This window comes from Methanosarcina sp. UBA5, from assembly GCF_002505485.1.
Classification (GTDB): Archaea; Halobacteriota; Methanosarcinia; order Methanosarcinales; family Methanosarcinaceae; genus Methanosarcina.
Genome location: NZ_DAVG01000076.1, coordinates 83,890 through 105,454, shown reverse-complemented (window position 1 = coordinate 105,454; position 21,565 = coordinate 83,890). Strand labels below are relative to the sequence as shown.

20 protein-coding genes and 3 pseudogenes are annotated in these 21,565 nt (G+C 39.3%); 11 read left to right on the top strand and 12 right to left on the bottom strand.

Annotated features, from left to right (window positions below; translation table 11 throughout):
- Positions 1-3 precede the first annotated feature (3 nt).
- Entirely contained in the window at positions 4-804 is an 801-nt protein-coding gene (dph5, locus tag BP621_RS07745) for a diphthine synthase (RefSeq protein ID WP_292388953.1), read from the bottom strand.
- Positions 805-983: 179 nt separating this feature from the next.
- Here dph5 and BP621_RS07740 point away from each other — a divergent pair, with 179 nt between their 5' ends.
- Together BP621_RS07740 and trxB are read left to right on the top strand one after the other, a co-directional pair.
- Positions 984-1,226 carry a glutaredoxin family protein gene (locus tag BP621_RS07740; RefSeq protein WP_292388951.1) on the top strand — a complete coding sequence of 81 codons (243 nt, stop codon included), beginning with the start codon at positions 984-986 and terminating at the stop codon, positions 1,224-1,226.
- Between the two features lie 58 nt (positions 1,227-1,284).
- Positions 1,285-2,211: a thioredoxin-disulfide reductase gene (gene trxB / locus BP621_RS07735; protein ID WP_292388950.1), complete on the top strand. Its 927-nt coding sequence runs from the start codon at positions 1,285-1,287 to the stop codon at positions 2,209-2,211.
- A 202-nt stretch (positions 2,212-2,413) separates the two neighbouring features.
- On the opposite strand, the gene BP621_RS07730 is transcribed toward trxB, so the two are convergent.
- Positions 2,414-2,695 carry a MarR family transcriptional regulator gene (locus tag BP621_RS07730; RefSeq protein ID WP_048105965.1) on the bottom strand — a complete coding sequence of 94 codons (282 nt, stop codon included), beginning with the start codon at positions 2,693-2,695 and terminating at the stop codon, positions 2,414-2,416.
- Between the two features lie 242 nt (positions 2,696-2,937).
- Here BP621_RS07730 and BP621_RS07725 point away from each other — a divergent pair, with 242 nt between their 5' ends.
- Both BP621_RS07725 and BP621_RS07720 read left to right on the top strand, forming a co-directional pair.
- Positions 2,938-3,447, top strand: coding sequence for a response regulator transcription factor (locus tag BP621_RS07725; protein WP_292388947.1), 510 nt, complete (start codon positions 2,938-2,940; stop codon positions 3,445-3,447).
- 988 nt (positions 3,448-4,435) lie between these two features.
- The gene (locus BP621_RS07720) at positions 4,436-5,314 is read left to right on the top strand and encodes a tetratricopeptide repeat protein (protein WP_292388937.1); all 879 of its coding nucleotides are present in this window, start codon (positions 4,436-4,438) and stop codon (positions 5,312-5,314) included.
- A 325-nt stretch (positions 5,315-5,639) separates the two neighbouring features.
- Here the strand turns inward: BP621_RS07720 and BP621_RS07715 are convergent, their stop codons facing one another.
- On the bottom strand, positions 5,640-6,422 hold the full coding sequence (locus tag BP621_RS07715) for an HAD family hydrolase (protein ID WP_292388935.1): 783 nt from the start codon (positions 6,420-6,422) through the stop codon (positions 5,640-5,642).
- A 172-nt stretch (positions 6,423-6,594) separates the two neighbouring features.
- Between BP621_RS07715 and BP621_RS07710 the strand changes: the two genes are divergently transcribed.
- From BP621_RS07710 to BP621_RS07700, 4 genes and pseudogenes are all read left to right on the top strand, one after another.
- Entirely contained in the window at positions 6,595-7,785 is a 1,191-nt protein-coding gene (locus tag BP621_RS07710; RefSeq protein ID WP_292388933.1) for a tetratricopeptide repeat protein, read from the top strand.
- 136 nt (positions 7,786-7,921) lie between these two features.
- Positions 7,922-8,212 (top strand): annotated as a pseudogene (locus tag BP621_RS07705) (30S ribosomal protein S6--L-glutamate ligase); the annotation flags it as partial.
- A 105-nt stretch (positions 8,213-8,317) separates the two neighbouring features.
- A pseudogene (locus tag BP621_RS17055) lies at positions 8,318-8,493 on the top strand (30S ribosomal protein S6--L-glutamate ligase); the annotation flags it as partial.
- Positions 8,494-9,170: 677 nt separating this feature from the next.
- Positions 9,171-9,338, top strand: a complete 168-nt coding sequence (locus BP621_RS07700; RefSeq protein ID WP_292388930.1) for a hypothetical protein — start codon at positions 9,171-9,173, stop codon at positions 9,336-9,338.
- A 426-nt stretch (positions 9,339-9,764) separates the two neighbouring features.
- Here BP621_RS07700 and BP621_RS07695 read toward each other — a convergent pair whose 3' ends face one another.
- Together BP621_RS07695 and BP621_RS07690 are read right to left on the bottom strand one after the other, a co-directional pair.
- Positions 9,765-10,151, bottom strand: a complete 387-nt coding sequence (locus BP621_RS07695; protein WP_292388928.1) for a hypothetical protein — start codon at positions 10,149-10,151, stop codon at positions 9,765-9,767.
- A gap of 627 nt (positions 10,152-10,778) precedes the next feature.
- The gene (locus BP621_RS07690) at positions 10,779-11,168 is read right to left on the bottom strand and encodes a hypothetical protein (protein WP_292388926.1); all 390 of its coding nucleotides are present in this window, start codon (positions 11,166-11,168) and stop codon (positions 10,779-10,781) included.
- A 267-nt stretch (positions 11,169-11,435) separates the two neighbouring features.
- On the opposite strand from BP621_RS07690, the gene BP621_RS07685 reads away from it, so the two are divergent.
- Both BP621_RS07685 and BP621_RS07680 read left to right on the top strand, forming a co-directional pair.
- Positions 11,436-12,800, top strand: coding sequence for an NAD-dependent succinate-semialdehyde dehydrogenase (locus tag BP621_RS07685; protein WP_292388925.1), 1,365 nt, complete (start codon positions 11,436-11,438; stop codon positions 12,798-12,800).
- A gap of 270 nt (positions 12,801-13,070) precedes the next feature.
- Entirely contained in the window at positions 13,071-14,705 is a 1,635-nt protein-coding gene (locus tag BP621_RS07680) for an acetolactate synthase large subunit (RefSeq protein ID WP_292388924.1), read from the top strand.
- Between the two features lie 576 nt (positions 14,706-15,281).
- Here BP621_RS07680 and eif1A (BP621_RS07675) read toward each other — a convergent pair.
- The 5 genes from eif1A (BP621_RS07675) to BP621_RS07655 all read right to left on the bottom strand — a co-directional run bounded on the left by eif1A (BP621_RS07675) (position 15,282) and on the right by BP621_RS07655 (position 18,829).
- Positions 15,282-15,611, bottom strand: coding sequence for a translation initiation factor eIF-1A (gene eif1A / locus BP621_RS07675; protein WP_394339288.1), 330 nt, complete (start codon positions 15,609-15,611; stop codon positions 15,282-15,284).
- Positions 15,612-16,382: 771 nt separating this feature from the next.
- The gene (locus tag BP621_RS07670) at positions 16,383-16,586 is read right to left on the bottom strand and encodes a CxxC-x17-CxxC domain-containing protein (protein ID WP_292388923.1); all 204 of its coding nucleotides are present in this window, start codon (positions 16,584-16,586) and stop codon (positions 16,383-16,385) included.
- Positions 16,587-17,171: 585 nt separating this feature from the next.
- A complete protein-coding gene (gene eif1A, locus BP621_RS07665) occupies positions 17,172-17,540 on the bottom strand; it encodes a translation initiation factor eIF-1A (RefSeq protein WP_292388922.1) in 369 nt (122 codons plus the stop codon).
- A 538-nt stretch (positions 17,541-18,078) separates the two neighbouring features.
- Positions 18,079-18,291 (bottom strand): CxxC-x17-CxxC domain-containing protein, encoded by a 213-nt coding sequence (locus BP621_RS07660; RefSeq protein WP_292388920.1) that lies wholly within the window; start codon positions 18,289-18,291, stop codon positions 18,079-18,081.
- A 316-nt stretch (positions 18,292-18,607) separates the two neighbouring features.
- On the bottom strand, positions 18,608-18,829 hold the full coding sequence (locus tag BP621_RS07655) for a CxxC-x17-CxxC domain-containing protein (protein WP_292388918.1): 222 nt from the start codon (positions 18,827-18,829) through the stop codon (positions 18,608-18,610).
- Positions 18,830-19,209: 380 nt separating this feature from the next.
- On the opposite strand from BP621_RS07655, the pseudogene BP621_RS17195 reads away from it, so the two are divergent.
- Positions 19,210-19,457 (top strand): annotated as a pseudogene (locus tag BP621_RS17195) (DMT family transporter).
- A gap of 243 nt (positions 19,458-19,700) precedes the next feature.
- Here BP621_RS17195 and BP621_RS07645 read toward each other — a convergent pair.
- Together BP621_RS07645 and BP621_RS07640 are read right to left on the bottom strand one after the other, a co-directional pair.
- Positions 19,701-19,859: a hypothetical protein gene (locus tag BP621_RS07645; protein ID WP_292388917.1), complete on the bottom strand. Its 159-nt coding sequence runs from the start codon at positions 19,857-19,859 to the stop codon at positions 19,701-19,703.
- Between the two features lie 772 nt (positions 19,860-20,631).
- Positions 20,632-21,441, bottom strand: coding sequence for a DUF6544 family protein (locus BP621_RS07640; RefSeq protein ID WP_292388916.1), 810 nt, complete (start codon positions 21,439-21,441; stop codon positions 20,632-20,634).
- Positions 21,442-21,565 lie beyond the last annotated feature (124 nt).

Genomic DNA, 21,565 nt, shown 5'->3' with positions numbered 1-21,565 from the left:
TCTTTACTCCACTTCTTTCATAAATCCTATTGGGGCTCCTGCAAGTTTCACAAGCGCTTCAGCTTCAAGAAAGTGCAGTTTTCCGGGAATTACGAGGACGTGGAGAGGTTTTCCAAAATCGAAGTCCTTCAGGTTTTCTGCATAATCTGCTTTTACGACCGGGTTTTCCGAGCCTGCCCTGGCTATTCCTACTGCAGCCGCTCTGTGCATGACCTCTTCTCCTCTTTTTTCCTCAACCTCGAGGAGAAGCTCAAGAGCAGTATTTACAGTCATATAGCCTTTTTCCTTATCTATATCCAGAAACACCAGAGTATGCAGGCCAAGTTCCAGGTTTTGTTTTATTATATCATAAGGAGTTTCCGAGATTATCCTTGTGCCTCTCCTGCTCTCATAGGGATGAGGAATACTTGCGGATTTCCCGAAGCGGTAGTTCTGCAATCCTGTAAGACCCGAGATAGCCGAGGCAATGGAAGCCCCATGAATCAGGCGGGTCTCTATCCCCAGTTTTTCAGCTCTCAGACGCAAATCTACATGGGTTGTAGAGACCATTGTATCTCCGCCAGTCAGGAAGCAAAGATTCCTGTCCTTTGCCTCGGAGAGCCAATCAGGATGCTGCTCCACATTCTCTCTTGAAAGCAAAAAGACTTTCTTCCCATAGAGTTTCTCCATTTTTTCAAGGTTTGTACCCATGAGACAGGATGTGTAGAATTCCGCATAAACCAGGTCAGCTTCCCTGATAGCCTCAAGTCCCTTTAAAGAAATGTCATATTCGTCAAAAAGGCCCAGACCTATAAATGTAAGCATAGCCCGTTTTAAGAGCCCTGCTGGTTTAAAGCTTTTTGTTCGGAGAGATCGAAGCAATAATCATAGATTGAAGCAACAATACTATTTATTTTTCCGGATTTACGTGTACGCTTAACTTATTTATATATGAAAATTAATAATAGAATGGACTTACAATTGCAGTTTTTAAAGGGGTTTTTATGGTTAAAGTTACGCTTATTCACGCCAGCTGGTGTACTGCCTGTCCGGCAACTCGAAGACTCTGGAAAGACCTGAAATCCGATTATGACTTTGAATACGAAGAAATAGATGTGGAAACTCCAGAGGGCCAGGTATTGATTGATAAATACGGCATAGTTGGGGTTCCTACGACCATTATTGATGGAAAGGTAGCTTTTACAGGCCTCCCGAAAAAAGCCGATGCTATATCCCGTATTAGCTGAGTTAATCTTCGATGTATGTTTTCTGAAACTTTTTTTAGGAATTCAGGAGGCAAGTAGTATGTACGATCTGATAATTGTAGGAGGAGGGCCTGGAGGGCTCGCAGCCGGCATCTATGCCGTACGCTTCGGACTTAATACTCTGGTTCTTGAAAGAAGCGAAATTAGCGGCCAGATTGCGCTTGCAGATGTAGTGGAGAATTACCCTGGCTTTCCAGCAATCTCAGGGCTTGAGTTGATGGAAAAATATAAAAGTCATGCTCAGGAAGCCGGGGTAGAAACAAAGATAACTGACGTTCTCTCTGTGCGCAGCGAGGGGGAGAAGAAAATCGTCTCTACGGACAGCGGAGACTTTGAATCGAAAGCTGTTATAGTAGCTACAGGCGCAAATCCCAAGCACCTAAACGTGCCTGGGGAAAAAGAATTTATTAGTAAAGGGGTCTCTTACTGCGCTATCTGTGACGGACCTTTTTTCAGAAACAAAACCGTCGTAGTAGTCGGAGGTGGGAACTCAGCGATTACGGACGCTATTCTCCTTTCGAAAATTGCCAGGAAGGTCTATCTTCTTCACAGGAGAAACCGGTTGAGAGCTGTAAAAATCCTTCAGGACAGGGCTTTTGCAACTCCGAACCTTGAATTCATTTTCAATGCCTGTATCCTGGAAATCCTGGGAAGTAGCGGAGAAATTCGAAGAGTCGAAAAAATAGTATATAAGGATCTTAAAAGTGGAGAACAGCACGAACTGGCTGCGGACGGGGTTTTTATATACGTGGGCATCCACCCGAACACCGAAATCATTGATGTGGAAAAGGATGAGGAAGGTTTTATCAAGACGGACCGCTTCCTTGAAACCTCTAAGAAAGGAATTTATGCTGTAGGAGACTGTCGTGATACACCTATCTGGCAGCTTGTGGCAGCCGTTAGAGATGGAGCACTCGCAGCTACTGCTGCAAATGAGTACATAGAAAGCTTAAAAAAAGAGACTTGATGAAAACTATCCGAACCAGGATCTTCTAGCTGAAATTGTCTGAAACAGGTTACCTGAAGAGTTATCCGAATCGAGACCTTCAGGCTGGAATTGCCTTAAAGCTTAATTGTTCAAAATTCTAAATTGTTCATAAATTCGAAAGACGGTACAGTAAGCTTGCATTGCTCCCGATTTTCATTTTTTGTGCTTCTGCTTTTAATGCTTATTCAAGCATCTGATTGATTTTATTGTAGAAATCTATGATCAGCCTTGTTGCCTCATTGTCCATGTTCAGCTGGAAAGTCCGAATTTGCTTTCCCAGGGGCTTTTCTATGACGATGCCCGATGCGATCAGGGGAGTAATAACCCTTGATACGCTGGAGTGAGACAAGCCAGTTTCTTCAGCTATTCCCGAAAGGTAGGTTGATTCGTTCTGGTGTTCGATCAGATTCTTGAGTACTGTCATTTGTGCGGTTTTACCAAAAATTTTTTCCATTGGATCCATTGATATCATCTCAGAGGTGGCTGTTCTCTGTAAGCGATTCTTATTTCCAATATTAACTTGCTATTTACGGTTATAAACTTATCTCCTAATTGGTCAAGCCGACGATTCATAAGAATTCTTCTGAATATTTGGATAACTCTATACTCTTCATACCGTATTAAATTTAAAGGAACGTTTATTATGAAAAATTTGAGAAATGTTTAATAGCTAAGAAAATATATACTGTATGGTGATGGAGGGTGATGAATAATAAAAATCTTGATTATGAAATTTTGAAATTAATTGAAGGACAACCTGAAATAAGTGAAAGGGAGATTGCCTCCCATCTTTCAGTTCCAGAAGAACTGGTAAAGACCCGAATTGCAAATCTTAATGATACGCGGCAGAAAATCCTGATTATGGGAGATGGAAGCAGTGCCCTTAGTATTAAGGTGACACTTGAAGCTGAAAATTATAATGTTGTCAAAGTCCCTGGTAATCTTTCCGCACTTGAAGCCGTAAAAGCTGAAAAACCCGATCTTGTCCTGCTGGATACAGGGCTTGCAGACCTTGAAGGCTTTAAGATCTGCAAACAGCTTAGAACCAGTTCAAGGTACTGGTGGATCCCAGTGATGGTGCTCAATGAAAAAGGAGAGGTGAAAAACAGGATTCAGGCTTTAGAATCGGGAGTTGATGATTATGTTACTACGCCTTTTAACCCGGGGGAACTGCGAGCCAGAGTGGGAATGATTTTGAAGCGTACTCATTTCTAACTCCAAAGCCGGCTTATAGCAGAAAAACCTTTTTCTATTTTAAATATTACAAAATTAAATCCTGCTCTGAAGAGTTTTTCAGGGCAATCATTTAAAATTTTTTGATCCTCTTGACATGTAAGAAATACTTCTGTATGTCATAAATATTGTTAGATGATTTTATAAAGTCTCTTGTTAAATTCCTTATTAAATGGCTTTACTAAATGTCTTTGTCGTTATTTTCACGAGTTTCTAATATTATACTAATTAATTTATTAAGTATGCCAGGATTCTCTAGATAGTTATCTTTATTATTTATAAAAGATCTTTAAAATATACATTATGAAGATGAGAAGCTATTAAGAGCTGAATTAGGTCTGAATTCAAGTATATGGTCCTTGTCCAAGTCTCCCCAAATTAGAGAATTCCTCAATTCCTCAGTGTGAGAAGTCGATAATCAGACTCTTGACAGGCCGTGAGAGAAGGGGATCTCAACTTTTGCTAAAATCGAACTTATCGGATTTTTCAGGTTTTATTTTATAGATCAATTTTTTCCAGGTCAGGGCAAAACCACGGATTAAATCAAAGTTGTGCTGGCGCACCCCGCAGCAAGCTAGCGGGGTATTCGATTGAAATAAAGGAAAGAAGGAAGAATTTGAGCCTACGATAAATATATTTTTATTAATTTCAAGGATGAATTGAAAAACATGTATAAAGTTATTTTAGTTTATCGAATTCTTGCCCGGACTTTGAAGACTTTATTTTTAAAATAAAAAAGAATAAGAATTTTTCAAAATCCTTAAAAAAGAGCAAAAACATAGATTATTGTGTGTAACTGTAAATGTACTCTTAACACATAAATTATGACGTGAAACTGCAGATATCTCCTTATTTTTAGTACGGAGCTAAAGTACAAAATTAATTTAACGCTCTGAAGGCATATTATTATTGCTAGAGTATATGTGATAAAAGGTGGAAAAACGTTATCGAAAAAAGGTGTGGTTGAGTGATGACTTCGAACGAGTGGTATAATAAAGGTATTGCACTCCATGAACTTAGACGATTTGCAGAAGCTCTGGATGCATACAACAAAGCTCTGGAAATAAGCCCTGACAATGCAAAAATCCTGTTTAGCAAAGGGATGGTTCTGAAAAGGCTTTTCAGATATGATGAAGCTCTTGATGCCCTTAACAGGTCTCTTCAGATCAATCCTGCGGATGCGAAGACCTGGTACTCCAAAGGTGAACTGCTTATAGGTCTTATGCAGTATAGAGAAGCTCTGGATGCATACTATCGGGCTATATATCTTGCTCCTGAGGATCCTGAAGTCTGGTACAGGCGGGGAATGGCTCTGAGAGAAATGAAGGCATACGAGGATGCTATGGATGATTTTGAGAAGGCTATCCGCCTTTATGAGAAGAATTACGATCTGGGCTCCATGAGCGCAAGTGAATGGTGCAAGAAAGGTATGGGGCTCTGCAAGATAAAAAGTTATGAAGAAGCCATTAGTGCTTTTAACAGGGCTCTTGAATTGAACCCTGCGAACGGGAAGGCCCTTTATAACAAGGGTGTGGCTCTCCGCTGGCTTGAAAAACACGAAGAAGCAAGACTTTATATCGAAAAGGCCGTGGAGATTTTTGACACTAAGATAAAGACAAATCCCGATAATGCCCGTTTCTGGTACAATAAGGGAATTGCTCTGAGAGACCTGGAAAAATACAAAGAGGCACTTCAAGCTTTTGAGAGAGCTATCGAGATCAATCCAAGTTTTACAAAAGCTTGGATTGGTAAAGGTATCGTATACGACAGGATTAAGAAACATCAGAAAGCAATGGAGGCCTACGAGAGAGCAGTTGATATAAATCCGATATATTCTGATCTTCTTTGAGTAGTAATATTTCAGGTTTTTCCACACAATTCAAAGACCCAGAGCCAGAAAAAGCCGTTAGCCGAAAATTTCTTTTCGGAATCATCAGGACTGGTGGCCAAAAGTTTTCATTTCTCCAAAAATTTTCTTTTCTCCTGATGTATCTGGTTTACAGGTTTACAGCTTACAGGTTTACTGGCATATCCGCTCAAAGCTCAGGTTTTTCGATCAAGCACACCCGTTTAGCTGCAACCGTTTCGCCGGTTGATCACGCCGCTGCTCGGGTTTTCGATAAAACCTTTTTTGAAAAGGTTTTCGGTCAAGACTTTTTTAAAAAGTTTGCTGCTTAGAGCCCGGGTATATCAAGCATATCCGAAAATGTATCGAGCCTGAAATCAAAGCGCTGATCCGTTTCTTCTCCAGGTCTCCAGTCTCCATAGGAAGCATAAGCGGTTTTCAATCCAAGTTTGCGGGCAGGAGCTATATCTCTTTTGATACTATCTCCCACTACCAGAGTTTCTCCGGGCTTTATCCCGAGCGCTTCAAGCGCGAAAAGAAAATGTGATGGATCTGGTTTTTTTGTGCCTGTCGTATCCGCAGCCACAACAAGATCGAAGTAATTAAGAAGCCCGACTCTTGTAAGCCTTGCCAGGGCATGATGACTATCGGCATCCGTTATAATCACAAGCTTTAAGCCCAGATATTTCAGCTTATCAAGAGTATCCGTTACATCTGGATAGAGTTCGAGATTTTGCAGTTTTTCCCGCTCATAGATCTCACAGCACTTCCTGTAGCCCTGGGCTGTAAAAACATCTCTTTCCTGCATGTAGTCTCGAATATTTTCGTAATCTTCAAAACCGTAAACTCCTCTCAAGAAATACCTGAAAAGTTCCGAAGGTTTTTCAGTAACATCTCCCCTCCAAATAAAAGAGAGAATTTCCCTGCAAGCTTCCAGTTTTGCGGCTACGAAATCAAAGAGAGTGTTATCCATATCAAAAAGCACGGCTTTCAGAGCTCCGGAATAAGTCCGCTCTAGGTTTCTCTGAATTATATTCATGTTCTTCTCAATCTCTTCCATTTTTTTCGGGCCTGCCGCTTTTTCTAAACTATGTAAATTTTGCTTTTTCATTCTCTGCTCTTCTTTCCGGAACTTTTCTCAGAGCTTTTCGGGGAGAGGCTATAAAAGCCATAAAGGACAGATGTATAAATCATAAACGAACAACGAATTTAAGTAAATATCGAACGCGGGTATTTAAGAATCCGCAGGATCTACTATAAAAGGCAGAGCAGGAAATTTTGATATGAGTTCCGATGAACCAAAAGACAAAACCTTCAGAGAAGAAGGCGGGAAAGAAAAATCTGAAGAAGAGACGGTTTCCGAAGACATGTATGTTTTGAGTGATTCGGGGGATATAGGTAAGCAGGAAGTCAGCGATGAGTTCCTGGCAGCCGAACTTAACGAATACGGACTTGACCTTCTTAGAAGTGGCAAGCTTAATGAGGCAATTGTAGCCTTTGATAAAGCAATCGAGAAGGATCCAGAGAATATAAACCTGTTAAATAATAAGGCTCAGGTCCTTGAAACCATTGGAAAATATGAGGAAGCTCTTGAGCTCTATGACAAAGCTGTCAAAATCAATTCCGAGGATCCAGATATCTGGAACAATATGGCCTTCTCCTTATCTCAGGTTGGAAAGTACGATGAAGCCGTTAAAGCCTATGAAAAAGCCCTTGAGCTCAGACCAGACTATCCTAATGCATGGTACGGAAAGGCCCTGAACTTGAGTCAGGCAGGAGATTATGAGGCGGCTATCGAAGCCTATGAAAAAGTCCTTGAGGATAATTCTGATTATAAAGAAGCCTTGGTAGGAAAAGGTATAGCTCTGGGGCAACTGGGCAACTATGACGAAGCAATTATTGCGTACGACAAGGCACTCGAACTTGATCCTAATTTTGTAGAAGCCTGGCACTATAAAGGAGTGGATCTGGACAGCCTTGGAAGTTACAGGCAGGCCCTTAAAGCGTATCAAAAAGCTGTGGAACTGGACCCTGAAAATGATGACGCCTGGAACAATATGGGAATAGATCTCGAAAACCTTGAAAAATACGATGAGGCAATCAAAGCTTTTGACAAAGCAATCGAAATCAATGCCGAAAATGCCGATGTATGGTACAATAAAGGCTTTACCCTAAGCCAGATGCAAAGATTTGAGGAAGCCGCAGAAGCGTACAGGAAAGCTACACAGCTTGACCCTGAGTATCTAGAAGCCTATTCCAGTCTGGGTTTTGTACTTGCTCAGCTCAAACGTTTCGAAGAAGCGCTGGAGATTTATGAGCAGGCACTCAAGCTCAATCCTGAGGCTGCAGACTCATGGTTTGGGAAAGCTGTCTGTCTGAGTTTCCTAGGGCGGGAAGAAGAGGCTGAAGAGGCATACAGCAAAGCTATAGAAATTGATCCCAGATATGCCGAAGTAGGGGGAGATATCCAGTAAGAAGACTTTCACATAAAACGACTTATTTTTGTCCAATAGCCTATTCTTATCAGTTTTACTATTTTCTTCAAAATTCTTAAATTTTTATTTTAAGATTTATTTTTGGATAAAGCGGCCCGAAGGGGGAAGGCTTAGCGTGAAAATAGAAATGCTGTCACAGGAAAAGAAATCGTATTCTACTCGCCGTCTTTTGGAGGCAGGAAGAAAAAGAGGGCATGCGATGTGGGTAATCGAAACAACGCGCTGCTATATGAATATTACCTCATCCCATCCTACGATCCACTACAGTGGAAATAACCTTTGTGATTTTGATGCCATCATCCCCAGAATCGGGTCCTCAATTACATTCTACGGAACTGCAGTGGTAAGGCAGTTCGAATTAATGGGGGTCTTCTGCGTAAATGAATCCGTGGCAATATCTAGTGCTTCTATTCCAAAATTAACTCCTTATTTTCTGGAATAATCCATGATCTTCGGATCTATTCAAAAGCCAAGTTTTATGAACCTACTTCGGAATCGCAGTACTAGTTATAGGGATAAATTGCGAGCCTTACAGCTTCTTTCCAGTAGGGGGGTCTGACTTCCTTACACAGGATATGCCCGATCGCCTGATGATGTAGAAGATCTGATACGCATAGTAGAGGCCCACCACTCGTGATCAAGCTCCTTGAAGGCACCCAGGGAATAGGAGTCGTGCTCGCAGAAACCAGAATTCTGTCTATTTGAAGAGTATTTCTACAGAGCTGATTTTTGGTTTTACAATGTAAGATCCTTCTATCTCCTCTTCCGTTATTGTAAAACTCTCATTGAATCCTCCTGAAACTTCAGTATTTTCCTGCCCGTTATTTTTGTAAATAGGAGTGAAATCCTTCCAGGCAGTTGATTTCGAAGCAAAAGAATGACTGTATTTTTACAACAAAATTCATTATAAAATGCGGTTTCATTAATTCCTATCTGTGCTTTAAACACTTTACCCACAGAAATTGAAAATGGATGAATAGCTTGATAAAGGATTAGAGTTTACCCAGCACTAAAAAGTAAGTAAAAAAAGCTTTAAAGAATTGTTTTTCATAAAATGGAAATTTATAGCAATTCTCTATTTCAAATTTCAATACTCTTACAAGTCTTCACTTTTTTCATTAACCATTACAGTTTCCTTCATAGAAGGATGGATCAAGCAGTCATAATTATAGGTTCCCGCGTCTGTAAACAGGAACTCGTACGTATCTCCTGTTCTCAGTTCACCGGTTCAGAATCAGGTCCTCTCATTGTATGAACTGCTGAATCTTTATTCGTCCATCTTACGGTATCGCTGATTAATATTTTAACTGATTCAGGGCTAAAGGAAAAATTTTCAATTGGCAACTTCAAAAATCTTGCCTTGAATGCTGGTTGAGGCGCTACATTCGAGACTGGACTACAGGTGTTTCAACAGGAGCTACTGCAGGCGTTTCGGTGACGCTGCCGGTTTATTTCCTGCGCATCCGATTGCCAGAAATATGATAGATAAGACCATGAAAATTGCAAGTTCTCTTCTCATTCTCTCCCCATAAAAAATAGAGTATTTTATAATTTATTGCTTGGTTTTATAATAGTGCCTGCCAGATTCTAAAAATAGTTTTCCTTCTTATTAATTTGGTAATGAAGCTCTTTAAAGTCATACTCTCCTATAAATTTTACAAGCCTTCTTTTTCAGGTTTAGCTCTTTCCGAAGATGAAAACGACGTCTTTTAAAGTGAGATTGACATATTATAATATACATTTTACTGTTGGGTTCGTGAAACAATTCAAAATTATTTTGAAAATTATCTGGAAATAGTACAACAATTTTTAAAAAAGTAAAGTCATTTTTATAAAATTTTGTGTTATGGGCAGAATCCGGATAATTCCTGAACATCACTTGATAATTCGACTTGACTCAGAGTTACCTAGAACTCTGCCCAAATTTTATTTACTTCTTCAGTCTCCCTTGCCATGTATTAAGGATTTACTTTGACTACAGTCCTATTTACAGTAGTATTAGGTCCCTTTATGGTGGTCCTGTTTACAGTAGCGTTAGGCCCCTGTATAGTGGTCCTGTTTACAGTAGTGTTGTTGCCCTGTATAGTTGTCCTGGTTGCTCCTGTAGCCGGAGTTACTCCTGTAGCCGGAGTTACTTCTTTGACAGGGGTTTCTTTTACAACTGCAGTTTCAACTACTACTTCCTGAACCGGAGTTACAGCTTTACCTGCAGTTACTACTTCAACTGAAGTTACAGCTTCTACTGGGGTTCCTGTCGCATTTGGAGCTTTCTCTTTCTGACCGGCGCATCCTATTGCGAGGAATACACCGAACAACACTATCAATATGACCAATGCTTTTCTCATATTTTCCCTCCACTTAATTAATGTGTTTTATAACAGATGCTTTATAATTGACATTGAGGTTTTATAATAATTGCTGCTAGATTCTGAACATAACTCTTCTTATGATCTTGCCACACAGTACCTTAATTTCTCTGAAAATAAGGACCTTCGGTTTACTCAACACACCTATTATTCTCTGATTTCATCTTCTCCTGATTTATGAAAAAAGAGTTTTTTAAAATGGGACTGAAGGAAACCAGATTTAACGTCGTTGATAAATTAAAAAATAAATTAAACTCATTGACAAGAAAATAGGATATAATGTGACGAAAAAATGAAATAATCTTTAAAAGGCTTTCTCGTTAAAGTAAGATAGATGCAAGGGCAAATTACAGTAAATGCTTAAATACCAAGTTGCCGACCTATCTTACTTCTTTACTGTTATATTCCTATTACTGTGTCACACAAATTGAATATTTGTAGAAGTACCTTTTCGGTAAAGTCTAACTTTATATATTATTAATCTGGTTGCTGAATGAGAATTCACAGCTACCGCCTTATGCGTTTAAGAATTCGTATATAAAGGCAACGCACATTACAAAGTCTCTGAACTAGAGGCAGAGTTCTAAGATACCCTTAAAAGATTTATTAATCGTTGCTGGGAGTTACTTTGATTACTCCGCTTTCGCTGGTATTATTCCCAGCTTGAGTGTTCTCTAGAATACGTGCCTTCTTTATTTGGATACTACTAACATGCTTAGGTACATTTTCGGTACCAGTTATATTTTCTATTTCAGTTATATTTTCTACTCCAGTTACATTTTCTACTCCAGTTACATTTTCTACTTCAGTTACATTTTCTACTTCAGTTACATTTTCTACTTCAGTTACATTTTCTACTTCAGTAACTGCTTCAGCCGGAGTTACTGCTTGCTCTGGAGTTCCTGTTTCATTTGGAGCTCCACCTTCCTTACCAGCACATCCTATTGCCAGAAATATTCCAAACAATACTATTAAGACAATCAGTGATTTTTTCATATTTTTCCCCCACATATAATCATATTCGTTATTAATAGATGTTCTATAATTGATATTTGGATATTATAACTATTTCTACTAGATTCTGAACATAATTAATCATATTAGATAAAATATAGTTTTATATCTGACTATTTGCTCCAGATTGCATTTTAGGAATGTATGTAAGATCCGGAATCTTTATTTTCTTCCCAATTTCTTTAAATTATAATACTGGCAATTCCATTATTGTTAAGTGACTTTTAGATGACTTTTTGGGGGGAAGTCATGAAAATAAAATCTGTGAATCCTTATACTGAAGAGGTAAACTGGACATATGACTCATTTTCTTTCGGGAAATGTGAGTCCATGATTGAAAATTCCAGGGCTGCTTTTTCCGGGTGGAGTTCATTGTCTGTTGAGGAAAGAACAAAATATTTTTCAAGAGCTGGGAAGGTCCTTCGGCAGAATATCAAAATTTATGCCGAAATCATTACAAAGGAAATGGGAAAACCTATCAGACAGTCAAGAGATGAGATTGAAAAATGCGCCCGGATCTGTGATTATTACGCTGAAAACGCGGCCGAATTCCTGAAAGACGAAATTGTGGATACAGGAGCTGAGAAAAGTTATGTAACCTTTGAGCCTCTTGGAGTAATCCTTGGGATCATGCCCTGGGATTTCCCGTTCTGGCAGGTTTTCAGATTTGCAGTACCAGCAATGTGTGCGGGAAACGTGTGCGTAATCAAGCATGCCTCGAATGTGCCTGCTTCGGCGCTGGAAATCGAAAAATTTTTTCTTGAGGCTGGATTTCCTGAAAACGTATTTAATACTCTGTTAATTGACTCAAAAACTGCAATGGAAATTATTGAAGAAGAAATTGTAGACGGAGTTTCGCTTACTGGCAGCATAGACACAGGCTCGGAGATTGGGGAACTTGCAGGGAGCTTGGTAAAGCCCCTTGTACTTGAACTGGGAGGTTCGGATCCTTTCATAGTACTTGAGGACGCTGATATCGAAAAGGCTGCGCAGGTTGCCGTAAAGTCCCGTTTTCTAAATACCGGACAAAGCTATATTGCTGCCAAGCGATTTATTGTCTTGGAAGATATTGCTGTAGACTTTATCGAGGCATTTGAGCTTGAAATGCAGGAACTGAAAATCGGAGACCCTATGGACGAGGAAACCGATATTGGGCCTCTTGCAAAGAAAGAACTTATAGATAGTCTTGAGAGAGTCTTGAAAGACGTAAAAAAGAAAGGTGTAGAACCTCACGTTTACGGAGAAGAGCGTAAAAATGGTTTTTTCTTTCGGCCGACCCTGATCCCTGCAGCCAGTACCGACATGAAGGTTTGCAATGTAGAGGTTTTCGGACCCATTGCTCCGGTGATCACGGTAGAGAACGAAGATGAAGCCGTCAAAGTTGCAAACTCTACAGAATTTGGGCTCGGAGCCGAGATATGGTCAGGAAACCTTGAAAGGGCCCAGAGGCTGGCAAAGAGAATAAAATCTGGATTTGTGGCCATTAATGGAATGGTTAAATCCGATCCGAGGCTGCCTTTTGGAGGAGTAAAAAAATCTGGAATCGGGCGAGAACTTTCTCACTATGGACTCAAGGAATTTGTGAACATAAAGACGGTTGTGGTCAACAAGTGAGTCTAAAGGGCTGAGAATTGATTGAAGTTTTTATCGAATAAACCTTAACCAGACTTTACTAAGAGAATTTGTTTAAACTTGAGAGTTTGTTTAAGCTTGACAGTCTGCTTGTTTAAGCTTGACAGTTACTTTTTAAGCTTAAAAATCTGTTCAAGCCTGAACAATAAATTTAATCTAAGCTTAATAACTTAACCAAGGCATAATAAACAAACCTGAGTAAAGTTAAATTCGACCTGAACAAAAGTTAGATAGCTATATTGGGGTTTATTCATGAAAGCTTCGGATCTTTTCGTTGCCCAGCTTGAAGAAGAAGGCGTTGAATACATTTTCGGACTGCCAGGCGAAGAAAACCTTGATCTGCTTGAGTCACTGAGGACTTCCAGAATCAAACTGATCGTAACAAGGCACGAACAGGCTGCTGCGTTTATGGCTGCAACGTATGGGAGATTGACCGGAAAGCCAGGAGTCTGTTTTTCAACGCTTGGACCAGGAGCCACAAATCTTGTTACAGGAGTTTCCCAGGCACAGCTTATAGGAGCGCCTCTTATTTCCATATCTGGACAGAAGGCTCTGACTGACAACTGGCAGGCCCGCTTCCAGCTTGTAGACGTTGTCAGGATGATGGAACCTCTTTGCAAAAAGGCTGTTTCCATTACCGATCCGGGAATGATTCCCACAGTAATCCGCAATGCCTTCAAACACGCGGAAGCTGAAAGGCCGGGAGCTATACATATTGAGCTTCCGGAAGACGTAGCTGAAGAAGAAACTGAGGCGACGGTGCAGAAGCGAAGCGAAATTAAAATTCCTTATCCTGATCCTGAGGCTGTAAAAAGAGCTGCAACCATGATCTGTGAGGCTAAAAATCCCCTGATCATAGTTTCCTCAGGAGCGAACCGAAAATCGGTCACTGAAGAGCTCGAAGATTTTGTCGGGCGGACAGGCATCTACCTGGTGCATACTCAGATGGGTAAAGGAGTCGTTCCTGACGACTGCAGCTACAGTCTCTTTGCCACAGGGATTCATGCAAGAGACTATGTTAACTGCGGGATTGACGGGGCTGATCTTATTATTACCATTGGATATGATATAGTTGAATATCCTCCCTACCTGTGGAATATGACACTGGATAAGCAGATCATAAATATTGATTTCGTGGAATCCGTACCTGATAGATACTTTAACCCCACAGTAGAAATCATCGGGGATATAGCCTCTTCAATCCGGGAACTTGCTGCAAGTATTCCGGAAAAACGGGAATTTCCGATCTTTGAACACACCAGGAGTTTCATTGAGGAAAAAATAAATGCTCCTGCCAGGAAAAGCTACCCTCCCCTCCCACAGGCCGTAGTTCAGAGTGTTAGAAAGGTGCTAGGGAGGGAAGATATAATCACACTGGACAATGGGATTTATAAGCTCTGGTTCTCTCGCCTTTACAAGACCTATGCCCCCAATACTGTAATCCTTGACAATGCCCTTGCAACCATGGGTGCAGGTCTCCCTTCAGGGATTACCGCAAAGCTTCTTAATCCGGAGCGTCGCGTGCTTGCAATCTGCGGGGATGGGGGTTTTATGATGAACTGCCAGGAACTTGAGACCGCAATCCGCTATGGAATTCCTGTTGTTGTCCTTATCCTCAATGACAATGGTTTCGGCTTTATTAAATGGAAACAGAAAAAGATGCACTTTGAGAATTTCGGGCTGGACTATGGAAATCCTGATTTTTCTCTCTTCGCCAGGAGTTTCGGGGCTGTGGGTATAAGGATTAAGGAAGATGATGACCTTACGGAAGTTCTAGAGAGAGCTTTTGCCCTGAATAAAGTGGCAGTTATTGAGTGCCCGATTGACTATTCCGTAAACTATGAAACTTTCTCTGTAGAATTGGGAAAGCTTAAATGTAAATTCTGATTGGAACATGTTTTCCAGAACTCCACCAATTGAGACATCTGAAAGACCACGGAGAGATAAAAAGCCTGAAGAAGAACCTGAGCGAAAGCCTGAAAATTTTATAAAAATTTCTCTGAGGCTGACTTATTACTCTGAACTTAGTATTCTGAACCGGGTAGAGGAAGATTCCCTCAGGTAGATTGAAGTTCCGATAGACACTTGTTATGACCGACAGATGAGGAGAACAGCGTTAAAATGAGATAAAGAGTTAGAATGAGGTTAAAAGTTATTGAATTAAGTAATTAAATTCAGGACAGCGAAATCGGTAAAGTTAACATGAGACGTTTTTCCTACATTAATAGTTGACTAATTACAAGTTGACTGTGAGACTATTAAATAAGAAATTTCAGTTATACCGTCTCAGAGCTTTTCAATTTGAATTTCAGGTCTTTAATTTTATAAATTTTAAGCAGTTTTTGAGCTTGTGGTTCCATATCCTAGTTTTAAACCTAATTTTCCAAAATCATAGTTAACCACAGGTTAATTGAATCGCAAATTAAAGTTATCTACAAAGCGAATAAAGTATTTCAGGCATCCTCAGTTAAGGTAACCTTTTCTTTCAAGCCATTCAATCTGGGGCCTGGTATATTTCCAGGTAACGTCGGCTTTGGAATCCTGAATTTCCCAGGGGTTCGCTATGACTATATCGCCTTCACGAATCCACATTCTCTTGTTTTTGGATCCGGGGATTCGTCCCATTCGAACCACACCGTCCATACACTGCAATGTGACTCTTTTTGAACCAAGTAAACTTGATACTGTTGCCAGGACTTCGTTTCTGTCCTTTCGAGGAGTACGTACCCTTGTTACTTCAGGAGTATTTCCTACAGCCGATTTATGTGATCCCACGTTTCTCTTTCTGATAATGCTTCTGTAATTAGCCAAATTAATTCCTCAAATGATGGTTTTTATTTCAACAACTTTGATTTTGAATAGGCTCTCCCTGATTTTATTCTCAGTTCGGCTTGTTTTTCCGTCTTTCCGGATGTCTTTAAAGATCTTTACCATATTAAACATTTAATATTTTTGCAGAGACTTGGTTAAATTCCTTGGTTAAATTATTGTTTTTTGGTTCCATTTATTTGGGTCCCAAGAAATCCCTCTAAATAAAAGGCAAAAAACAAAGAGAATGAAATTTACAGCAAACCGGTCTTCCTTCGGTCGGTTTTAATGGAACTTAGATCTCAACCCCGCAGTAAAAACAGATAACCTTGTGCATTTCTCTGGGGCCATTGCTGCTGCCCCTGAAACCTCTACGGTACTGTCTAGGTTGCCGCCACGGTAAACGTAGTTATTTATTTATATAAATCTTCCTGTGAACAAATGACCCAGAAAAGTCCAAAAATTTAAAATGAATTAAAAAATTGATTTTTTTTCGAAAAATAGACATCAATATACATAGAATTGATATCAATATACTTGAAATAAACATCAATCTACGTGAGAATTTGTCGGCTTGATTTAAAGGGTTACAAAAGAAGCTCAAATCCATAAATCAATTAAAAAGAATACTATAATCGTTCAATAAAAGAATATTATTTAGTATGACACTATAAAAGAAGGAAGTTCGTTTGGCTTGTTCAAGCTAAACGAAACGGACATAATTTGTAAAATAGAATTTTTTGAGTGAACCTGGTATTAGTACCTGTTTTCTCTGGGTTTCCTGTGGTTAGGAAGACACTCTCTGCAGTAGACTGGTCTGTCAGGGTCAGGCTTGAAAGGTACTTCAGTTTCAGCACCGCAGTCAGAACAAATCGCGGTGTGCATTTCCCTGGGACCTCCGAAACCTCCACGGTTGCTATCTCTTCCCCTGAAGGAATTTCCTCTGTCATTAAAAGCCATTTTCTTTTCACCTCCGCTTACAGCGGATAGTCCATAGTTTAAAAATAAGGCTGTATATTACTCTTTGATTAAAAACAGAAACTAGTTTTTAATAACAGATTATACATCTCTTTATTTTTAATGCTCTTAATATACAGTCAAATTATATAAGTTTTACTCATAAAAATCAAAATCCCGCCGAAAGTTCTTGCTGCTTTAGAGTTGCCTCTGTTAGCCTAATCTTTAAAAACTCTTTCCAGATAGTTTCTTACTGGCAGAGACTTACTGGCAGAGACTATAATTGCAAGTTAAACTCCATAGCCAGATGAGAATAATTAAGAGGTTAAATGCTAAGTTAGCGGGACTGAAGGAAATTGGTAAGAAAATTAAAAGTCATTGAAAAGATTAAAAACAAGTTAAAAAGGCTAAAGGTAAGTTAAAAGGGATAAAGATGAGTTGAAGAGGTTAAAGATAAGTTGAAGAGATTAAAGATAAGTTGAAGAGGGAGTATGTAAGAGGGGAAGAGGTTTAACCGAAAACTGGTTAAAACCGGAGTATAATCAGGGCAAGCTGGTTTTATTAAATTTTACGATATTATTTCGGTACTTATTTGAGGTACCCTTTTCTCTCAAGCCACTCAACTTGGGGCCTTGTATACTTCCAGATCACATCGGCTTTAGAATCCTGAATTTCCCACGGAGCGACGATTACTACGTCCCCCTCATGGATCCACATTTTCTTGTTTTTGGACCCGGGAATCCGGCCCATTCGGACTATACCATCCATACACTGCAATGTAACTCTTTTTGAACCAAGTAAACTTGATACTGTTGCTAGAACTTCGTGATTTTCCCTACGCGGTGTGCGTACCCTTGTTACTTCCTGAGTAGCGGGCACGGAGCTTCCAGTTCCTGCCTTTCTCTTTCTTATATTGCTTCTATAGTTCGCCAGGTTAATTCCTCTTATTATTATCATTATTAGCTTATACAATCTGCTTTTATTACGTCATATTTTTCAAAGTTTCCGTATCTACGGATGCTTTATGTACTTTGACGTTAAGGTTCATAAATGAATAGGGATTAAAGAAACTCTTAAAATCTCTAAAAAACCCTGAACCTCAGGAAACTTTCTTATTTCAAAGGCCCTTAAAGATCCTTCAATTACTTTTTAGTGTTACTCTTTAGTCTATACTGAGAGTTTGCTTACTCTTTCAGGGCACTTTTATATAACAATAAACTATACAACAATAAACTACAAAAGTACCTGCAACAATAAACTATACAATAATAAACTATAAAAGTACCTGCAACAATAAACTATCAATAATAAACTATAAAAGTACCTGCAACAGTATTCAGACCAAATTTAACAATTAAATCTTGAAAGTTCATAAAATTCAGGATTCTGATGTCCTTCACCAGCCATAAGGTAAAAACACCAACTAAAAATGGAACAAGTGTTGGGATTTTCTAAAATCAACACTTTACTTAACTCATTCTTATGAAGTTTTAGTTTAGAACTTCCTGTGGTTAGGTAGGCAATCCCTGCAATAAACCGGTCGTCCTTCTGTTGGTTTGAACGGAACTTCGGTCTCAACACCGCAGTCCGAACAGACAACCTTGTGCATTTCCCTGGGGCCGCTGTTGCCGCCTCTGAAACCTCCACGGCCGCCACTGCTTCCCCGGTTGCCTCCACGGTAAGAATTTCCTCTGTCATTAAAACCCATTTTCGTTTCACCTCCGCTTATAGCGGGTACCTGTATTCGATAAAAACATGATCGGATATAACTTATTATTTAAAAACAAAAATGGAGTTTTTAATAACAGATTATATGTCTCATTATTTTTACTAAAGATATAACCATTTCCATGTTATATAAGATTTATCCAATAACTACCGGAAGAAATAGAAGCGGCTTCCTCAAAGAGAAAATACTTTGGTGTGATCAATTATACATAATAATAAAAGGAGTTTGGAAACCCCTGTTACAGGAAGGTTTCCAGTGATATAATTAAAAATCGAAAATTCTGGAATTTCTGGATTTAGAACTTCCTGTGGTTTGGTAGGCAGTCTCTGCAGTAAACCGGTCTTCCTTCAGCTGGCTTGAATGGAACCTGTGTCTCTACACCACAGTCAGAACAAACTGCGGGGTACATTTCTCTGGGGCCGCTGTTGCCACCTCTGAAACCTCCGCGATTGTTGTCTCTGTTTCCCCGGTTGCTGTCTCTTCCCCTGAAAGAGTTCCCTCTGTCATTAAAACTCATTTTGTTTCACCTCCGCTTATAACGGATACAGTCTAGGTTGCTATAAAAATAAGATCTATACATTCTTTTATTAAAAACAAAAGTGAAGTTTTTAATAACAGATTATATGACTCTTTATTTTTACTGCCAATATGTCCCAAGCTCTTATCATATATAAACATATCTGCGAAGAGTCCGGAATCCTAACAATAAAAACCTGCAAACGAAATAAAATATTCTGAGCCTTAAATCACTGCTTTGATTGAAAAAAGTAAGTATAATGGTTTGCCATAGTAACCGTGTTTCAGCAATATGAGAGAAATATAAACCTGTAAAAAAGGATTTAAAATTATAAATTAGTTTTGACAAAGAAATAACAAAAGACAAGAGATAACAAATGGATGAATTATTATTACCTGTTTTTACTGGCAATTCTATTTGAGGTCTGCGGTACTACATGCATGAAACTATCGCAGGGGTTTTCAAGATTAATTCCTTCAATTTTGATTTTTCTTTTTTACGTAATCAGTTTTTTCTTTTTTACTCTGGCCATAAAAGGATGGATGTCAGCATTGCATACGCAATCTGGGCAGGGCTCGGGACAGCTCTGATCACTGTGGTCGGGATTTTCGAGTCTCCTGAACAGTGACTTAAAAATAAGAAAGATATTTCAGGGAGCTCCTGAAACCGCCCTCACGAGCTCCCTGAAATATTCTTCTGTGTAAGGATCTAGCCCTCATTGACACGGTATCCGACACCGTCTTACAACCGTTACATTTCGGTTTTTCATTCCCACAGTTGACCTATGGTCTAACCTCCAGGTTTGAGCCCTTACAGAGAAATATGGCAAACATAGTTTCTGCTGCCGTGCAACTGTTGTCCATGAAACATGTCAGGGATGCGAAACATATCCAGGACTGCAGGACAAGTTGCCTGTACGGGATTCATTTATGACTCCTGCTGCATTGGCTCCGGAAGGAATCGGAGGTAGCAACGTTTGTATAAAATCAACAGAAGCCGCAGTTTTCGTTTGAACTTCCCTAAAGTTCATTTTATTTCTTAATGTTTCTACCCGTTTTTTGAATTTCCCTTCTTATTTTTTAAGATTTTTTTCCTTTTTGTTTTTAAGATCTTTTTTTCTTTTTTAATATCTTTATTCCTTCAAATTCTAAAAATCTTAAAATTCCCATTTTATCGCTTCCCTACTTTTGGCTTAACATTTTTTAGGGAGGCAAGCTGGGACTATATTCTTATATTGTAAAATTAAAATATAAGTATACTTTTTCCAATAATCTTATGCATTACTCTGAACCGAGCTTTAAAACTTGATGATACTTTATTTCCCTTTATAAAATATGAAGGAAATTCAAAATTTAAAAATAATATCTAGAAGCTTGAATATTAATTAAAAAAGGGCAAAGGGGTGCAAAATAAAGTATTCAATTATTAGCTCTCCTGATATCATCGGTTATATATGTAAAAATTACTGAAAAAATAAATGAATCGGTAAATCTTTTCCAATAGACTCCAATATTAATTTACGGCCTCTAAATTCCATAACAAACCCTTAATAAGCTGACTGGGATTGAGATAGGCTCAGAGTCAAAATAAGAAGTGAGTACATTTTCTCTTTATATATTCGTCTCTTTTGAAAAAAATTAAAAAAGAAATTTAAATCTTGAGAGCTAAAAGATAATCTCGGACAATTAACCTGAAGAGTAATCCAGGAGAATTAAGCTGCAGGACTGAAACGTTGAAAACAGACTTACAGTCCGGGTGGCAGCTGGAAGGCGCCGTTTGCTTCCTCATTTGCTTCTATTATCTCAATACGGCCCTTCCGGATCATACTTTAAATCGGTTACTGTTGCATCAATATACTCCATATCGCCTTCTCTTAAATTCCAGACAGCTGCCCCTTTTATAGGAAGTCTCAATCCCTCAAACTCGCCATATTCTCGAATCGGAGTGGACCAGTTTTCCAGTTCAAACCTACCGTTGCCTATATCCCGGTAACGCGGAGCCATGAAATTTGTCAATCTTCCTTCGTCATCAAAATACATCGTTGCCGTTACACTTTTCCCCATATTCCTCAACGTCACTCTCGCCGAGCTGGTATCAATGGACTCGAAAGAAATGTTTTTTCCGAGATAAGCCGACGGAAACCACATCATCTCATTAAGGTAGCGCATCATTGCTCCCTGATCCATTTTCTCGCCTCCGGAATCCGCAACTGTGAATAATGAAAGTGCCTTCACCAAAATATTGCCCCTGCCCTCCATGTAATAATCTCTCACTCGCATCAACGGCAAACCCAAGATTTTCATATACGCAATCCAAATGAAACCCGGCTGGTCTATGGAGTAATATTGTTTTGCCTCAAAATTCATCCATGGTTGTGTAGCATCTTTCCGGATTTTTCCTACCTGCTTGAGCCTTATCGTTTGTACTATCGGCTTGCCAACCACCCCAGTATACTTAAGATATCTTTTTACCGGATTCGGAAGTTTTTGCAGAATTTCTTCAGTCACAATGACCTGCTTCTGCTCCCGGTGCTGCGTAAATATTTTCTCGATCTCTCTGCCAAGCCTTGTACTGACAATCAAAAATATATTTGAAGCAATAGCCTTTAGCATATTTTATTCCCAGGCGCTTTTTTCATATTTCCTTGAGTGAACTGGCGATTGATATACGGTTGATAGGGTTCTCGGATGCTTTCGGCTTCAGGAACGGAGCTTTAGATTTTGTAATACTGTTATC

Coding starts and splice junctions, on each gene's coding strand:
- BP621_RS07740 (WP_292388951.1), top strand. CDS start 984: ATGGTTAAAGTTACGCTTATTCACGCCAGCTGGTGTACTGCCTGTCCG.
- BP621_RS07670 (WP_292388923.1), bottom strand. CDS start 16,586: ATGGCTTTTAATGACAGAGGAAATTCCTTCAGGGGAAGAGATAGCAAC.
- BP621_RS07680 (WP_292388924.1), top strand. CDS start 13,071: ATGAAAGCTTCGGATCTTTTCGTTGCCCAGCTTGAAGAAGAAGGCGTT.
- BP621_RS07685 (WP_292388925.1), top strand. CDS start 11,436: ATGAAAATAAAATCTGTGAATCCTTATACTGAAGAGGTAAACTGGACA.
- BP621_RS07695 (WP_292388928.1), bottom strand. CDS start 10,151: ATGAGAAAAGCATTGGTCATATTGATAGTGTTGTTCGGTGTATTCCTC.
- dph5 (WP_292388953.1), bottom strand. CDS start 804: ATGCTTACATTTATAGGTCTGGGCCTTTTTGACGAATATGACATTTCT.
- BP621_RS07725 (WP_292388947.1), top strand. CDS start 2,938: ATGAATAATAAAAATCTTGATTATGAAATTTTGAAATTAATTGAAGGA.
- BP621_RS07655 (WP_292388918.1), bottom strand. CDS start 18,829: ATGAGTTTTAATGACAGAGGGAACTCTTTCAGGGGAAGAGACAGCAAC.
- BP621_RS07700 (WP_292388930.1), top strand. CDS start 9,171: ATGCTGGTTGAGGCGCTACATTCGAGACTGGACTACAGGTGTTTCAAC.
- BP621_RS07730 (WP_048105965.1), bottom strand. CDS start 2,695: ATGGATCCAATGGAAAAAATTTTTGGTAAAACCGCACAAATGACAGTA.
- BP621_RS07660 (WP_292388920.1), bottom strand. CDS start 18,291: ATGGGTTTTAATGACAGAGGAAATTCTTACCGTGGAGGCAACCGGGGA.
- BP621_RS07710 (WP_292388933.1), top strand. CDS start 6,595: ATGAGTTCCGATGAACCAAAAGACAAAACCTTCAGAGAAGAAGGCGGG.
- BP621_RS07720 (WP_292388937.1), top strand. CDS start 4,436: ATGACTTCGAACGAGTGGTATAATAAAGGTATTGCACTCCATGAACTT.
- BP621_RS07640 (WP_292388916.1), bottom strand. CDS start 21,441: ATGCTAAAGGCTATTGCTTCAAATATATTTTTGATTGTCAGTACAAGG.
- eif1A (WP_292388922.1), bottom strand. CDS start 17,540: ATGATAATAATAAGAGGAATTAACCTGGCGAACTATAGAAGCAATATA.
- BP621_RS07715 (WP_292388935.1), bottom strand. CDS start 6,422: ATGAAAAAGCAAAATTTACATAGTTTAGAAAAAGCGGCAGGCCCGAAA.
- BP621_RS07690 (WP_292388926.1), bottom strand. CDS start 11,168: ATGAAAAAATCACTGATTGTCTTAATAGTATTGTTTGGAATATTTCTG.
- BP621_RS07645 (WP_292388917.1), bottom strand. CDS start 19,859: ATGAACTTTAGGGAAGTTCAAACGAAAACTGCGGCTTCTGTTGATTTT.
- trxB (WP_292388950.1), top strand. CDS start 1,285: ATGTACGATCTGATAATTGTAGGAGGAGGGCCTGGAGGGCTCGCAGCC.